The organism is Streptomyces sp. SJL17-4 (assembly GCF_036826855.1).
GTDB lineage: Bacteria > Actinomycetota > Actinomycetes > Streptomycetales > Streptomycetaceae > Streptomyces.
In genome coordinates this window covers 664910-679994 of the sequence record NZ_CP104578.1, presented here as the reverse complement: position 1 = coordinate 679994, position 15085 = coordinate 664910, and the positions used below count along the sequence as shown (strand labels likewise).

At 74.7% G+C, this 15085-nt stretch carries 10 protein-coding genes and 3 pseudogenes; 9 read left to right on the top strand and 4 right to left on the bottom strand.

The window, feature by feature from the left end; genetic code table 11:
* Both N5875_RS02775 and N5875_RS02770 read right to left on the bottom strand, forming a co-directional pair.
* On the bottom strand, positions 1–2148 hold the full coding sequence (locus tag N5875_RS02775) for an MMPL family transporter (RefSeq protein WP_338491627.1): 2148 nt from the start codon (positions 2146–2148) through the stop codon (positions 1–3).
* 188 nt (positions 2149–2336) lie between these two features.
* Positions 2337–2831, bottom strand: a complete 495-nt coding sequence (locus tag N5875_RS02770) for a MarR family winged helix-turn-helix transcriptional regulator (RefSeq protein ID WP_318211890.1) — start codon at positions 2829–2831, stop codon at positions 2337–2339.
* 173 nt (positions 2832–3004) lie between these two features.
* On the opposite strand from N5875_RS02770, the gene N5875_RS02765 reads away from it, so the two are divergent.
* Both N5875_RS02765 and N5875_RS02760 read left to right on the top strand, forming a co-directional pair.
* Positions 3005–4576 carry an SDR family oxidoreductase gene (locus N5875_RS02765; RefSeq protein ID WP_338491624.1) on the top strand — a complete coding sequence of 524 codons (1572 nt, stop codon included), beginning with the start codon at positions 3005–3007 and terminating at the stop codon, positions 4574–4576.
* 138 nt (positions 4577–4714) lie between these two features.
* Positions 4715–6087 (top strand): annotated as a pseudogene (locus N5875_RS02760) (deoxyribodipyrimidine photo-lyase); the annotation flags it as partial.
* A 39-nt stretch (positions 6088–6126) separates the two neighbouring features.
* On the opposite strand, the pseudogene N5875_RS02755 reads toward N5875_RS02760, so the two are convergent.
* A pseudogene (locus N5875_RS02755) lies at positions 6127–6678 on the bottom strand (transcriptional regulator); the annotation flags it as partial.
* Positions 6679–6784: 106 nt separating this feature from the next.
* Between N5875_RS02755 and N5875_RS02750 the strand changes: the two are divergent.
* Positions 6785–7105: an IS5 family transposase gene (locus N5875_RS02750; RefSeq protein WP_338499063.1), complete on the top strand. Its 321-nt coding sequence runs from the start codon at positions 6785–6787 to the stop codon at positions 7103–7105.
* The gene (locus N5875_RS02745) at positions 6991–7548 is read left to right on the top strand and encodes an IS5 family transposase (protein ID WP_338499061.1); all 558 of its coding nucleotides are present in this window, start codon (positions 6991–6993) and stop codon (positions 7546–7548) included. The genes N5875_RS02750 and N5875_RS02745 overlap by 115 nt, the downstream gene beginning before the upstream one ends.
* A gap of 16 nt (positions 7549–7564) precedes the next feature.
* Here N5875_RS02745 and N5875_RS02740 read toward each other — a convergent pair.
* A pseudogene (locus N5875_RS02740) lies at positions 7565–7987 on the bottom strand (MerR family transcriptional regulator); the annotation flags it as partial.
* Between the two features lie 130 nt (positions 7988–8117).
* Between N5875_RS02740 and N5875_RS02735 the strand changes: the two are divergent.
* The 5 genes from N5875_RS02735 (at position 8118) to nadE (ending at position 15033) form a co-directional block, all read left to right on the top strand.
* Positions 8118–8732, top strand: coding sequence for a sigma-70 family RNA polymerase sigma factor (locus tag N5875_RS02735; RefSeq protein ID WP_338491623.1), 615 nt, complete (start codon positions 8118–8120; stop codon positions 8730–8732).
* A gap of 76 nt (positions 8733–8808) precedes the next feature.
* Positions 8809–10395, top strand: coding sequence for a molybdopterin-dependent oxidoreductase (locus tag N5875_RS02730; RefSeq protein ID WP_338491621.1), 1587 nt, complete (start codon positions 8809–8811; stop codon positions 10393–10395).
* A gap of 232 nt (positions 10396–10627) precedes the next feature.
* Positions 10628–12760 carry a regulator gene (locus N5875_RS02725; RefSeq protein WP_338491619.1) on the top strand — a complete coding sequence of 711 codons (2133 nt, stop codon included), beginning with the start codon at positions 10628–10630 and terminating at the stop codon, positions 12758–12760.
* An 88-nt stretch (positions 12761–12848) separates the two neighbouring features.
* Positions 12849–13985 carry a sulfite oxidase gene (locus N5875_RS02720; protein ID WP_318211883.1) on the top strand — a complete coding sequence of 379 codons (1137 nt, stop codon included), beginning with the start codon at positions 12849–12851 and terminating at the stop codon, positions 13983–13985.
* Positions 13986–14202: 217 nt separating this feature from the next.
* Positions 14203–15033, top strand: a complete 831-nt coding sequence (gene nadE, locus N5875_RS02715; RefSeq protein WP_338491616.1) for an ammonia-dependent NAD(+) synthetase — start codon at positions 14203–14205, stop codon at positions 15031–15033.
* The last annotated feature ends 52 nt before the right edge of the window (positions 15034–15085 follow it).

Below are 15085 nucleotides of genomic sequence, written 5' to 3'. Positions count from 1 at the left end.
CTAAGGAGCGGAGGCGTTCTTCGGAGAGGCACCACGCTCCGGGGAGGCAACGCCCACCGGCCCCGTCGTGCCCCGGCTCAGTGCGCCCGGCCACCACGCGACGGGGCCGAGGTCCCTTACGAGAGCGGGTACGAGCAGCGAGCGGACGACGAGCGTGTCCAGGAGGACGCCGAACGCGACGATGAAGGCGATCTGCACCAGGAAGGCGAGCGGAATGACGCCCAGCGCCGCGAACGTGGCGGCCAGCACCACACCGGCGGACGTGATGACGCCGCCGGTCGCGGTCAGCCCGCGCAGGACGCCCTCGCGGACCCCGTGCGTCAACGACTCCTCCCGCACCCGGGACATCAGGAAGATGTTGTAGTCGACGCCCAGCGCGACCAGGAACACGAATCCGTAGAGCGGGACCGAGGAGTCCGCGCCGCTGAAGCCGAACACGTGACGGAAGACCAGGGCCGAGACCCCGAGGGTGGCGAGGAAGTTCAGAGCCACCGTGGCCACGAGCAGCAGCGGCATCAGGACGGAGCGGAGGAGGCCCACCAGGATGGCCAGGATGACGGCGAGCACCACCGGCACGATCAGCCTCCGGTCGCGCTCGGCGGTCCGCCGGGTGTCGTACCGCTGAGCCGTGTACCCGCCGACGACGGCGTCCGCCCCCGGCACCGCGTGCACGGAGGCGCGGAGCCGTACGACCGCCGCCTCGGCCGCGTCGCTGTCGGCGGCGTCGGTCAGGGTGACGTCGATCCGGACCCGTCCGTCGACGACCAGCGGTGCTCCGGCCCCGGGTCGGCCGGAGGCGGTGACAGCCACGGCCGAGTCCACCCCTTCGACCCGCTCGGCCACTGAGGTCACCCGGGCCGCCGCGGCCGCGTCGGCGATCACGACCGCCGGGTTGCCGGCCCCACCGGGAAAGTGCCGGCCGAGGGTCTCCTGGGCGGCGACGGAGGGGGCGTCGTTGACGAAGATCTCGTCGAGCGGAACACCCTTGGACTCCAGGACCGGCGCGAAGGCGGCGCAGGCGAGCAGCCCGGCGAGCGTCACCGCCCACACCTTGCGGGGAGCCCGGTCCACCAGAGCGGCCACGCGGCGCCAGATCCCGTGGCCGCCGCTTCCGGACTCGGACGGGCGGGGGCGGGCGGGCCAGTACGCGGCGCGGCCGAGCAGGACCAGGACGGCGGGGAGGAAGGTCAGCGTGCTCAGCACGGCGCAGACGATGCCGATGGCGCCCACCGGGCCGAGGGCCCGGTTGTTCGTCAGATCACTGAACAGCAGGGCCAGCAGGCCGAGCGCCACGGTGGCCGCGCTCGCCGTGACGGGACCGGCGGACCGGCGCAGCGCCGCGCGCATGGCCGGGACGCGCTCTCCGTCGCGTCGGGCGAGTTCCTCGCGGTAGCGGGCGGCGAGCAGCAGTGCGTAGTCGGTGGCGGCGCCGATGACCAGGATCGACAGGATGCCCTGGACCTGTCCGTCGACCCGGACGACGTCGTGGTCGGCGAGCACGTACACCACGGCGCAGGCCAGGGCGAGCGCGAGCACCGCGCCGACGATGATGATCAGGGGCAGCAGCACGCTGCGGTACACGAGCAGCAGGATGAGCAGCACCGTGACCAGGGCGACCGCGAGCAGCAGTCCGTCGATGCCGGCGAAGGCGTCCGACAGATCGGCCTGGGTGGCGGCGGGCCCGGCGAGCCACACGGTGGTCCCGGGCACGGTGGAGGCCGCCCGGTCGATCGCCCCGAGCGTGGGCGTCAGCTCCTCGCCGAGGTCGGGGCGGAGCTGCACGACGCCGCGCAGCGCCTCCCCGTCCTCGGACGGGAGCGCCGGCGTCGGGGTGCCGACGACCCCCGGTCGCCCGGTGAGCGTGGCCAGCGCGCGCGTGGCCGCGGACCGTGTCTCCGGGCCGACGGGTCCGCCGCCCGGTGAGGTCCAGACGACGAGCGCGGGGAGCGTCCCGTCCTGACGGAAGGCCCGCTGGGCCTCGATCACCCGGGTGGACTCGGCACTGCGGGGGAGGAAGGCGGCCTGGTCGTTGGTGGCCACCTCCCCGAGCTTTCCCGCGTACGGGCCGAGGCCGCCGCCGACGGCGAGCCAGAGGACGAGCAGGACGAGGGGCAGCAGGCGGGCGGCCCATCGAGGGGGGCGGGGCATGCGGACTCCAGGGCAGGGGTCTCTCGACATGGAAGAGGTATCTCAAGCAGAAAGAATCTCAATGATCGAGAGAGATTGAAGCATGGGGAGACCGCGCGAGGGGGCGTGGGGTGCCGAGAGGTCGCCTGGAGCGGGGTGACGAGAGAGTGCCGGGGGACGAGGAGGTGGCGAGGCGCCGGGCGTCTCGGTCAGCGGCGGGGCACGTGCAGGTCGCCGAGTTCCTCGTTCAGCGCGTCGAGGAAGCGCACGGCCGCGGCGAGCTCCTCCGCGTCGAACCGGAGCCGGGCCCGCTCCGCCGCCTGCGCCAGCGGCATGAAGTAGCTGCGTGCGGCGGCCTTCGCCCCCTCCACGTAGTGCACATGGACGACCCTGCGATCGGCGCTCTCCCGGGAGCGGCGGATGTGCCCGGCCCGTTCGAGCCGGTCGAGACAGGCCGTGACCGCCCCCGAGGTCAATCCCAGGTGCTCCCTCAGCCGACCCGGCGTCAGCGGCTCCGGGCTGTCCAGGACGACCGAGAGCGCCTGCACGTCCGTGGGATGCAGCCCCTGCGCGAGCGCGAAACCATGGACCAGCCGATTGATCTCACCGTTCGTCCGCCGCAGCGCGCGGGCGAAGCTCTGCGCATCACCCGGCGCGCGCCCGTGCGCGGTCCCACCGGTCTCGGGTTCTTCTGTACTGGCCACACGATCAGCCTATAGAAGCCGGCCCGCGCATCCGCAGCGGCCGTACCCGCGGAAGAGAAACGGGAGAGAAGCGGAAGAGGACAGGAGGAGGCGCCAGCCCCGGCAGGAGGAAGCCGAACCCCCGGCCGGCGGGCAGCCCGGCACCCCCACCGACAGCGGAACGGAGCAGATCCATGAGCGACGCCTCAAGGCACGAGCAACCGGGACCGGCACCGCTGTGCCTGGTCACCGGCGCCGGCGGCTACATCGGCGGCCGCCTCGTCCCCGCACTCCTGGAGGCCGGTTTCCGGGTGCGGTGCCTGGCCCGCACCCCCGCGAAACTGCGCGACCACCCCTGGGCCGGGGAGGTGGAGATCGTCCGGGGCGACGTCACCGACGCCGAGACCCTCGCTCCCGCCTTCCGCGACGTCGACGTCGCGTACTACCTGGTGCACGCCCTGGGCGCCGGGCGCGGCTTCGAGCGCACCGACCGCACGGCGGCCCTGACCTTCGCCGGACAGGCCCGCGCCGCCGGTGTCGGCCGCATCGTCTACCTCGGCGGCCTCACCCCTCGCGGCGTCCCCGACCGGGAGCTCTCGCCGCACCTCCGCTCACGCGCCGAGGTCGGCCGCATCCTCCTGGAGTCCGGGGTCCCCACCACGGTCCTCCGCGCAGCCGTCATCATCGGATCCGGCTCGGCCTCGTTCGAGATGCTCCGGTACCTCACCGAACGCCTGCCCGTGATGGTCACCCCGAGCTGGGTCCGCACCCGGATCCAGCCGATCGCCGTCCGGGACGTCCTGCGCTACCTGGTCGGCAGCGCGCGCATGCCCGCGGAGGTCAGCCGGGCCTTCGACATCGGCGGCCCCGACATCCTCACGTACCGCGGCATGATGCGCCGCTACGCCGCCGTCGCCGGGCTGCCGCGGCGGCTCATCGTCCCCGTGCCGGTCCTCACCCCCCGGCTGTCCAGCCACTGGATCGGACTGGTCACCCCGGTGCCCCGGTCGATCGCCCGCCCGCTCGCGGAGTCGCTCCGGCACGAAGTGGTCTGCGACGAGCACGACATCGCCGACTGGGTGACGGACCCGCCCGACGCCCCTCTCGCCTTCGACCGGGCGCTCGCCCTCGCCCTCCGGCGGGTTCGCGAGGCCAGGACCACCACCCGCTGGTCCTCGGCGTCCGTGCCCGGCGCGCCGAGCGATCCCTTGCCGACCGACCCCGACTGGGCGGGCGGCAGCCTCTACACCGACGAGCGCGAACTCACCGTCGATGCGTCACCGCAGGCGCTGTGGCGGGTCGTGGAGGGCATCGGAGGGGAGAACGGCTGGTACTCCTTCCCCCTCGCCTGGGCCGTCCGCGGCCGGCTCGACCGGCTCGTCGGCGGCGTCGGTCTGCGCCGGGGCCGGCGCGACGCCCTGCGCCTGAGAGCCGGGGACTCGCTGGACTTCTGGCGGGTGGAGGAGATCGAACGGGGCAGACTTCTGCGGTTGCGCGCCGAGATGCGACTCCCCGGCCTCGCCTGGCTGGAGATGTACGCCGAGCGGGACGGAAGCGGGGCGACCCGCTACCGCCAGCGGGCCCTGTTCCACCCCCACGGCCTGGCCGGCCACGCCTACTGGTGGAGCGTCGCGCCGTTCCACGCCGTGGTCTTCGGCGGCATGGCCCGCAACATCGCGCTGACGGCGGAGGCGAGCGAGGCGGAGGGGACGACCGGGCGACCCGAGCCCACGGGGAGTGCCGCCTCGGAGCGTGGTGCTCCGTAGCCCGCGAATGGCCCGTCGCCCGCATCCGGCGCGCCCCCGCAGGCCGAATGACCCCCGTACGCCAGTAGAGCGACCATCGGACCGGCGCGGCGCGGCGCCTCGCCGAGCCGGTCGGTGATCCCTTCCAGGAGCGGTGCCATGAACGTCTCGGTCGTCCTGTTCACCTCGGACCTCCGCGTCCACGACCATCCGCCGCTGCGTGCCGCGCTGGGCGGGGGAACGAGGTCGTCCCCCTGTTCGTACGGGATCCGGCCGTGGCCCGCGCGGGCGGCCACACGGCGCCGAACCGGGCCGCGTTCCTCGCGGACTGCCTCGCCGCTCTCGACGCCGGACTGCGCGAGCGCGGTGGCCGGCTCGTGGTGCGCTCCGGCGACCCCGTCGCCGAGGTGTGCGCCCTCGTGCGGCAGGCCGACGCCGACGACGTCCACATGGCGGCCGGATGCAGTGGGTTCGCCCGACGCCGTGAGGACCGGCTCCGGCGCGCCCTGGAGGCGGACGGGCGGCGCCTGTACGTCCATGACGCCGTCGACACCGTGCTGCCCACGCGCGCCGTGACACCGGGCGGCTCCGACCACTACGCGGTGTTCACCCCGTACTTCCGCCGCTGGTCGCGCGAGCGGCTGCGAGAACCGCTCGCGGCGCCGCGAGCGGTCCGGACGCCCCCAGGCGTCCGCTCGGATGACCTTCCGGCCCGCGCGAGCGTCGCGTCCGTCTCCGAGGGCCTCGCCGCGGGCGGTGAGCGGGAGGGCCGGAGGCGGCTCGCGGCCTGGCTGGCACGGGGCGTCGACACGTACGAGGAAGGCCACGACGACCTCGCGGGCGACGCGACGTCCCGCCTCTCGCCGTACCTCCACTTCGGCGCCGTCTCGGCGGCCGAGGCGGTCCACCGGGCCCGGTCGCGTGGCGGGCCGGGCGCCGAGGCGTTCGTACGCCGGCTCTGCTGGCGGGACTTCCACCGCCAGGTCCTCGCCGCGCGCCCCGACGCCGCCGCCGACGAGTACCGCACCCGTCACGACCACTGGCGGCGAGGGAAGGAGGCGGACGCCGACCTCCGGGCGTGGCGTGCGGGCCGCACCGGCTACCCCGTGGTCGACGCCGCGATGCGGCAGCTCGCCCACGAGGGCTGGATGCACAACCGGGGGCGGCTGCTCACCGCCTCGTTCCTGACCAAGACGCTGTACATCGACTGGCGCGAGGGAGCGCGGCACTTCCTGGACCTGCTGGTCGACGGCGATGTCGCCAACAACCAGCTCAACTGGCAGTGGATGGCCGGCACGGGCACCGACAGCCGCCCCAACCGGGTGCTCAACCCGGTGACCCAGGGCAAGCGGTACGACCCGGACGGCGCGTACGTACGGCGATGGGTACCGGAACTCGCCGGACTCGAAGGCCCCGCGGTCCACGAGCCGTGGAAGCTCCCCGGCCTCGAAAGGGCCCGCTACGACTACCCGGACCCCGTGGTCGATCTCGCCGACGGCCTCGCCCGCTTCCGGCACGCCCGCGGCCGGGACCGGACGGTGTCGCGGTCGTCGTCCGTGCCGCGGCCAGGACTAGACGGTGTCGCGGTCGCCGGTCCGTGCCGTGATGTGGAGACCGCGCAGCAGGGACAGGGCCTCCCGTAGGCCGGCCAGGCGCAGCATTCCCGGTCCGGGGGTCCTGCCCGCCCAGCCGGGGCCCGCGAGGAGGACCGTCGTCCGGGACCGGGCGCCCCTGACGCCCCATGAGGTGTCGGCGACGTGGCGCGCCAGGGGGTGGTCCGCCGTCGAGCGCGCCTGGGCCCACAGCGTGACCGCGGCGGGACCGGTCCTGCGTACCGCCTGGTCGAGCGCCTCCGGCGGCACGGCCGCCCCGAACATCAGGGTGGGGACGCCGAGTTCGGCCAGTCCGGCGGCGAGCGCCTCCAGCGGGAGGGTGTGCTGCTCGTGGGGCACACAGGCGAGCAGGACCGGGGGAGTGGCCGCCCCCGGGGTTCCGGCACGGCCCGCCGAGCCGACCCGGCGCAGTGCTGTCGAGACGTGCCAGGACAACAGGTGCTCCACTTCGACGTAGCGGTCCTCCGAGGTCTCCCACGTGCGGCCCACGGCATGCAGGGCCGGCGCTAGGCCGTGTCCGTAAAGTCGACGGATCGTTGGTCCGTTCGTGGTGCGTAGGCATGAACTGACGGATGAGTCCTGGTCGTTGATCGCTCCGCTGCTGGCGCCGGGCCGAATGGGCCGGCCGGTGCGGGACCGGCGTCAGGTGGTGAACGGGATCTTGTGGAAGCTGTCCACCGGGGCCGCCTGGCGTGACCTGCCCGAACGCTACGGACCGTGGAAGACGGTCTACGAACGCTTCCGGCACTGGTCCGCTGACGGCACCTGGGACCGCCTCCTGGCCCATGTGCAGCAGCACTCCGACGCCGTCGGAGCCGTCGACTGGACGATCGTCTGTGTGGACTCGACCACGGTCCGGGCGCATCAGCACGCGGCCGGGGCCCGAAAAGGGGGCCCTGGGAAGGCGAGGCGCTCGGCCGGTCGCGCGGCGGGTTGACCAGCAAGATCCACCTGGCCTGCGATGGCCAGGGCCGCCCCCTCGCCTTCACGATCACCGGCGGGAACGTCAACGACTGCACCCAGTTCGAGCCGGTCATGGACCGGATCCGTATCGCGCGGCCGGGGCCGGGCAGGCCCCGGACCCGGCCCGAGCGGGTGGTGGCGGACAAGGGCTACTCGGCCCGCAGGATCCGCGCCTATCTGCGTCGACGCGGCATCGCGGCGGCGATTCCCGAGCGGATCGACCAGATCAACGGGCGCATCCGCCGCGGCGAGAGCCGCTGCCGCCTGGACAGGGCCGCCTACCGGCGGCGCAACGTGGTCGAACGCTGCTTCAGCCGGCTCAAGCAGAACCGGGCCCTGGCCACCCGCTACGACAAACGCGCCGTCCACTTCCAGGCCATGGTCACCCTTGCCTGCCTCCGCCTCTGGCTCCCATGACTTTCCGGACACCCCCTAGTACCTCCTCCCACGCGGTGACCAGACCGTGCCGCGCGATCGCGGACTCCAGCAGCTCGTCCATGGCCCCGGAGTCGAGTCTGACGGCGGCGCGGCCCAGGCCCCGCAGCTCCCGTCGTACGTCGCCGAGGGCGGGGCGGGCTTCCCGGGCCGGGGCCGGGTCGGCCGTGACGGGCGCGACCGGTACGGCTCCGGCCCGGGCGCTCCTGGCCGCCTCCGCCGGAGGGATTCCGGACGCCGTCAGCCGGCACATCTCCTGGAGGACCGCGATGTCGGCCGGGCTCCATCGCCGGTGCCGGCCGCTCTCATGGGCGGCGGGGCCGATGCCGTAGCGCCGGTCCCAGGAGCGCAGGGTGGTGGGCGCGACTCCCAGGCGGCGCGCGACCGCGCCGCTGGTGAGACCCGGCGAGGGTTCGGTCATGAAGCCACGATACGACGCACGACCGTTGCGAATGGCGCGGTCGCCGTGCCGGGACGGAGCCTTGTGGGGGCCCGCGAGGGCCCGCACTCGACCGGTCCTCACCGGTCCCGGCCAGAGGAGGCACGTCGCCATGACCGTACCGGGTGCCGTCGCCGGGCCGTCGCTCCCGAGCGGCGCGCCGGCCCCGTCCGACCGCGAGCTCGCCGAGGGGTTCGTGCGGGGCGACGAGCGCTGTCTGGCCGCCGCGTACGCCCGGTGGCACGGACTCGTGCACACCTTGGCCGCTCGCAGCCTCGGGGACGTCAGGGAGGCCGAGGACGTGGGCCAGCAGGTCTTTCTCGCGGCCTGGCGAGGCCGGTCCGGCTACCGGCCGGAGCGCGGGCCGTTCCCCGGCTGGCTCGTCGGCATCACCCGGCGGAAGGTCGCCGACACCCTCTCCGCCCGCACCCGCCGCCGGGAGCTGGTGGCCGCCGCCGGGGCGCGACTGCCCGTCTCCGGTGCGTCCGCCCCGGACCACGACACGGTCCTCGACCGGATCGTCGTCACCGGCGAACTCGCCAAACTTCCCGCCGCACAACGCGAGGTACTCGCCATGGCCTTCTACGGAGACCTCACACAGGTCCAGATCGCCGAGCGCACCGGAATGCCGCTCGGCACCGTGAAGAGTCACGCGCGGCGCGGTCTCGACCGGATGCGCCGTTCGCTGAGCCGGACGTCGGGCGGCCATGAGACGGCCAGGGGGTAGGCGTCGGGACACCACCGGCGTCACCCTTCCCGGTGAATCGACCCAACCGAAGCGCCGACGATGCCGAATGAGGAGCATGACCCTCTCCGAGCCCCCACGCGGGCCGACCCGCACGGACCGACTCCTGGCCGCCGTGGGCGGGCTGCTCGCCGGATACGTCTCCCTCGCCGTCGCGGACCTCGCCGCCTACTGGGCACGGCCCGAGGCGAGTCCCGTGACCGCCGTCGGCGGCGCCGTCGTCGACCAGACGCCGACGGCCGTCAAGGAATGGGCGATCCGGGAGTTCGGCGAGAGCGACAAGGCCGTTCTCCAGCTCGGCATCCTGGTCATCCTCGGGGTCCTCGCCGCGGGGATCGGGCTCCTCGCCCTGCGCCACCGGCTGCTGGGCTCGGCGGCGGTCGGCGCGTTCGGCCTCCTCGGCGCCCTGGCCGCCGTCACCCGCCCCGACTCGGACTCCGCGCTCGACGCCGTGCCCTCACTGGCGGGCGCCGCCGTCGGCGCAACCCTGCTGTACGCCCTGACCGGCCTCCTCGCACGGAGCGCCGGTACGGGATCGGCGGCCGCTCGCGCCGACCGCCGGACGTTCCTCGTCGTCGCCGCCTCCGCCGGCCTCGCCGCGACCGGCGCCGCCGCCCTCGGCAGGGCGGCCGGCAACCCCGTGGAGGAGAACGCCGCCGCGTCCCGCGCGGCCCTGCGCCTGCCCCGGCCCGCGTCCCCCGCGCCGCCCGTACCCGCCGGAGCCCAGCTCCGGGTCCCCGGCATCAGCCCCTTCGTCACCCCGAACCGCGACTTCTACCGCGTCGACACCGCGCTCGTCGTCCCCCGGGTCAACGCCGACCGCTGGCGGCTGCGCGTCCACGGCATGGGCGTCCGCGAGGAGCTCACCGTCACCCTGCGGGAGCTCATGACCCGGCGGATCGTGGAGCGGGACATCACCCTCGCCTGCGTCTCCAACGAGGTCGGCGGCCCGTACGTCGGCAACGCCCGCTGGCTCGGCGTGTCCCTCGCCGACCTCCTGCGCGAGACGGGCGTCCGGCCGCCCTCCGCAGGCGGACCCGCCGACCAGCTCGTCGCGCGCTCCGTCGACGGCATGACCATCGGCACCCCTGTCGAGCAGGTCATGGACGGCCGCGACGCGCTGCTCGCCTTCGGCATGAACGGCGAACCCCTGCCCTTCACCCACGGCTTCCCCGTCCGCATGCTCGTCCCCGGCCTCTACGGGTACGTCTCCGCCTGCAAGTGGATCGAGTCGATCGAACTCACCACCTTCGCCGCCTACGACGCCTACTGGGTCCCGCGCGGCTGGGCCGCCCAGGCCCCCGTCAAGACCCAGTCGCGCATCGACACCCCCCGCTCCTCCGCCCGCCCCGCAGCGGGCACCGTGATGATCGCCGGGGTCGCCTGGGCCCAGCACCGGGGCATCCGCCGGGTCGAGGTGCGCATCGACGACGGCCCCTGGCAGGACGCCGAACTCGCCGCCGAGGACAGCAGCGACACCTGGAGGCAGTGGCAGTCCCCGTGGCGGGCGGCCCCGGGCCGGCACACCCTCACCACCCGCGCCACCGACGGCACCGGCGCCACACAGCCCGAAGAGCGCACCGGCACGATGCCCGACGGGGCGCAGGGATGGCACTCGGTGGTCGTGACCGTCCAAGAGGGGTAGCCGTCAGGCCCGAAGCGAGGGAGCCGTGACGGTCGACGTGAGGGAGCCGTGACGGTCGACCTGGGGGAGCCGTGACGGTCGAGGGGCGTAGCCGTGACCGTCGAAGGGGGTAGCCGTGACGGTCGGGGTGCGGCATCGTGACGGTCGGGAGGGGGTCGCCGCTCCGGTCCGGGCAGCGTAACGAACCGGTGCCGACCGCCCGTTCGTCGCTCTCATGAGGGAGACTGCTCCCGTGCGTGGACATCTGCCGGACGAGAACCCCGGTTTCGTGGGACGCCGCACGGAACTGGAGCGCGTGTCCGCCGCGTTGGCGGAGCACCGCCTCGTCACCGTGACCGGCGTCGGGGGAGTCGGGAAGACCCGGCTCGCGCTGCGCGCCGCGCACCGTGCCGCCGAGCTGTACCCCGACGGTGCCTGGTGGACCGACCTCACGCCGCTCGACGGCGACCGGCTCCTCGTCGCGCTCGTCGCCGACTCCGTCGACCTCTCCGACCACACCCCCGGCATGGCGGCCACCGGACTCTGCCGCCGGCTCGCCGAGGAACGGCTGCTGCTCGTCCTCGACTCCTGCGAGCACCTCGCCGAACCCTGCGCACGGCTCGTCACCGAACTGCTCGCCGCCGCCCCGGGACTCACCGTCCTCGCCACCGGCCGGCGTCCCCTCGGCGTCGCGGGGGAGCGGGTCGTCGCCCTCGACCCGCTGCCGCCCGCCGGGGGCGACGCCCTGGAGCTGCTCCGCCGGGCCGCGGGTGAGGAGTTCACCGCCGCGGGCCCGGCCGGCGAGATCTGCGTACGGCTCGAAGGCATCCCGCTCGCCCTGGAGCTGGCCGCCGCCCAGATCCGCCTCCAGGGCGCCGAAGCCGTCCGGGACCAGCTCGGCACCCGCTTCGACACCCCACCCTCCGCCCGCTTCGACCTCCTCGCGCACACCGAGCGGGTCTGGCCGAGCCGCCATCAGACCCTGCGGGCCGCCATCGGCTGGAGCCATGAGCTGAGCGCCCCGCTCGAACGCCTCCTCTGGGCCCGGCTCTCCGTCTTCCGCGGCCCCTTCGACCTGGCCTCGGCGACCGCCGTGTGCATCGGCGGCCCGCTGAACCGGGCGACGCTGCCGGGAGCCCTCGACGGGCTCGTCCGCGCCTCCGTGGTCCGCCCGCCGGACGCGGGCGGCCGACTGCGGATGCTCGACACGATCCGCGCCTACGGGGCGACCTGGCTGGACCGCACCGGCGAGACCGGGACGGTCGCCGACCGGCACGCCGCGCACTTCCGGGGGCTCGCGCGCCGGGGGGAGACGGAATGGCACGGTGCGCGCCAGCTGCGCTGGTACCGGACCGTCGACGCCCACCACACGGACCTGCGCACCGCGTTCGACCGGCTGCTGCGGACCGACCCCGACGCCGCCCTCGACCTCATCGGTTCGGTCGCCTTCGCCTGGTCCTGCCGGGGCCGTCTCCGCGAGGCCCGCGACGGCCTCGAACAGGCCCTGCTCCTGAGCGGGGCACGCGGCCGCAGCCGGGCCCGCGCGTTATGGGCGCTCGGTGTCACCCTCGTACTCCAGGGGGAGTTCGGCCCCGCGCAGGAGGTGAGCGAGCGCTGTGCCCGGGAGGCCCGGTACACGGAGTACACCGAGGGCACGGAGTACGCGGAAGACGCCGGGGACGCGGGGAACGCCGGGGACGCCGACGGGGCCGGGCGCACGGCCGACCACGGCCGCCCCGGTGACCTGACCCTCGACGCCGCCGCCCTCGCCGGACTCCTCGCCCTGACCACCGGCCGGCCGATGGCCGCGCACGTCGTCGTGGGCCATGTGCTCGACGCCGCGCAGGGCGGCGCCGCCGACTCCGCCGCCCGGCTCCGCTGCCACCTCGTGGGCGTCTTCGCCCTGACGGGCCTCGGCCGGCTCGGTGAGGCCCGTGACCGGGCGCTGGCCCTGCGGGACCTGTGCGAGGAGCTGGACGAGCACTGGACCCGGACGGCCCTGGAGTACCAGCTCGCCCTCACGGGTCTCCTGGAGGGCGACCCGGCGAGCGCGGCCGGACACGCGCGCGCGATGCTCGCGGGCACGCGAGGACTCGGCGCGAGCCTGGGGGTGGCCCTCGGGCTCGACGTCCTCGCCACCGCTCTCGCGGCGGCCGGCGACGGCGCGCGGGCGGCCGACGTCTCGGGCACGGGAGAGGCGTACTGGCGTTCCACCGGCCAGCCCCGACGCGGCCTGCCCGGCCTGCGGGCGCTCCACGAGAAGTACACGGACACCGCCCGCGCCACGATCGGTGAACCGGCCTACGAGGAGATCTTCGTACGAGCCCTCACCGGCCTTCCCCAGGACGGCCTGGACCGGGCCCTGGGAGACCCCCGGCAAACCTGAGGCGGCGCGCCGGGGGCCGGTCCGTGTGAAGGTGCCGGGCGGCGGGCCCAAGGTGCCGGGCGCCGGGCCGCGGGCGCACCATGTGGGCATGGACGGATCCCTGAGTGGTCTGAGTGACATCAGCACACCGGGACGCGTGGCCGGGCCGGACGAGGGCGTCTCCATGCAGGAGCTGGCCCTCGCCGCCCGCAATCACGGACTGCCCCTGGAAGCACTGCGGTACGACGTCACACCGCCCGGGCTGCACTACGTCCTGGTCCACTACGACATCCCCGACACCGGCGCCGACGGCTGGCGGCTCACCGTCGGCGGCCGCGTGCTGCGGCCCCTCGCCCTCGACCTGGACACGCTCCGCGCCCGGCCCTCCGTCACCCGCCGGGTCACCCTGGAGTGCGCCGGGAACGGCCGCGCCCGGCTCTCGCCCCGGCCGGTCAGCCAGCCCTGGCTCGTCGAGGCCGTCGGAACCGCCGACTGGACCGGCGTCCCCCTCGCCGCGCTCCTCGCGGAGGCGGGAATCGCGGAGGACGCCGTCGAGGCGGTGTTCACCGGCGCCGACCACGGGGTCGAGCGGGGCGTCGAGCAGGACTACCGCCGGAGCCTCCCCCTCACGACCGCCGCCGACCCGGCCCGGGACGTCCTCGTCGCGTACGCCATGAACGGGGCGCCGCTGCCCCCGCAGCACGGCAGCCCGCTCCGGCTCGTCGTCCCCGGCTGGTACGGCATGGCCCATGTGAAGTGGCTCCACGACATCACGCTCACCGACACCCCGTACACCGGCTTCCAGCAGGCCGTGGCCTATCGCGTACGGCAGGAGCCCGAGGACCCGGGGGCGCCCGTCACCCTCATCGCGCCCAGGGCCCTGATGGTGCCGCCCGGATTCCCCGACTTCATGTCCAGGACCCGGGTGGTCCGCCCCGGCCCCGTTCCGCTCACCGGCCGCGCCTGGTCGGGCCACGGCCCGGTCACCCGCGTCGAGGTCAGCGAGGACGGCGGGGCGGTCTGGACCGAGGCGGAGCTCGTACGGGATGCCGGGCATCCCTGGGCCTGGTCCGCCTGGCGCACCGTCTGGACGGCGACCCCGGGCCTGCGCCATCTGACCGTGCGGGCCACCGATGCCGAGGGCAACGTCCAGCCGGTCGTCGAGCCCTGGAACCGCGGCGGATTCGCCAACAACCTCGTCCAGCGGGTCGAGGTCCTCTGCACCCCGGACGCGACCGGGGCCTGAAGGCGGCGGAAACCGTCGAGCCGTGGACCGTCGAGCCGTGGACCGTCGAGCCCTGGACCGCCGCGCCGTGGACCGCCGCGTCGTGGACCGTCGAGCCCTGGCCGCCGCGCCGTGGACCGTCCCGCCGCTGGTGGGGGCCGGGGGCAGCGCGGCGCGCCCCGCCCCCGGTTGCGTAGAGTCGACTTCCGCAGCCCCTGAACCTGACGAGGAGACCTCCGTGACCGACCCGGCGTCCACCGCCCTCCAGCAGCAGATCGCCCGGGACCTCCAGGTGGCCGAGACGTTCGACCCGCGGGCCGAGATCGAGCGCCGCGTGGCCTTCCTGACCGAGCGGCTCACCTCCACCGGTCTGCGCTCCCTCGTCCTCGGCATCAGCGGCGGCGTCGACTCCACCACGGCCGGTCGCCTCTGCCAGCTCGCCGTGGAGCGGGCCCGCGCCGCCGGACACGAGGCCACCTTCTTCGCGATGCGCCTGCCGTACGGCGTGCAGGCCGACGAGAAGGACGCGCAGACCGCCCTCGGCTTCATCCGCGCCGACGAGGTCCTCACCGTGGACGTCAAGGCCGCGAGCGACGCGGCCCTCGACGCCGCCCTCGCCGGTGGCGTCGGCTTCCGTGACGCCCACCACCAGGACTTCGTGCAGGGCAACATCAAGGCCCGCCAGCGGATGATCGCCCAGTACGCGGTCGCCGGAGCCAACGACGGGCTCGTCGTCGGCACCGACCACGCCGCCGAGGCCGTCTCCGGCTTCTTCACCAAGTTCGGCGACGGCGCCGCCGACGTCGTCCCGCTCACCGGACTGACCAAGCGGCGCGTCCGCGCGGTCGCGGCCGAGCTCGGCGCCCCGGCCGAGCTGGTCTGGAAGACCCCCACGGCCGACCTGGAGACCCTCGACCCGGGCAAGCCCGACGAGGACGCCCTCGGTGTCACGTACGACGACATCGACGACTTCCTGGAGGGGAAGCCGATCGCCGAGGCCGCCTTCGCCACGATCGTGCGCCGCTACGAGCTCACCGAGCACAAGCGGCAGCTGCCGATCGCACCCTGAGCGCGAGCGGCAGCTGCCGATCGCACCCTGGGCGCCCCGCCCGCCCCGCGCG

What these genes read in the sequence shown, in the direction of transcription:
- N5875_RS02735 (WP_338491623.1), top strand. Translation starts at nt 8,118, where the DNA reads ATGACCGTACCGGGTGCCGTCGCCGGGCCGTCGCTCCCGAGCGGCGCG.
- N5875_RS02765 (WP_338491624.1), top strand. Translation starts at nt 3,005, where the DNA reads ATGAGCGACGCCTCAAGGCACGAGCAACCGGGACCGGCACCGCTGTGC.
- N5875_RS02730 (WP_338491621.1), top strand. Translation starts at nt 8,809, where the DNA reads ATGACCCTCTCCGAGCCCCCACGCGGGCCGACCCGCACGGACCGACTC.
- N5875_RS02720 (WP_318211883.1), top strand. Translation starts at nt 12,849, where the DNA reads ATGGACGGATCCCTGAGTGGTCTGAGTGACATCAGCACACCGGGACGC.
- N5875_RS02750 (WP_338499063.1), top strand. Translation starts at nt 6,785, where the DNA reads ATGGGCCGGCCGGTGCGGGACCGGCGTCAGGTGGTGAACGGGATCTTG.
- N5875_RS02775 (WP_338491627.1), bottom strand. Translation starts at nt 2,148, where the DNA reads ATGCCCCGCCCCCCTCGATGGGCCGCCCGCCTGCTGCCCCTCGTCCTG.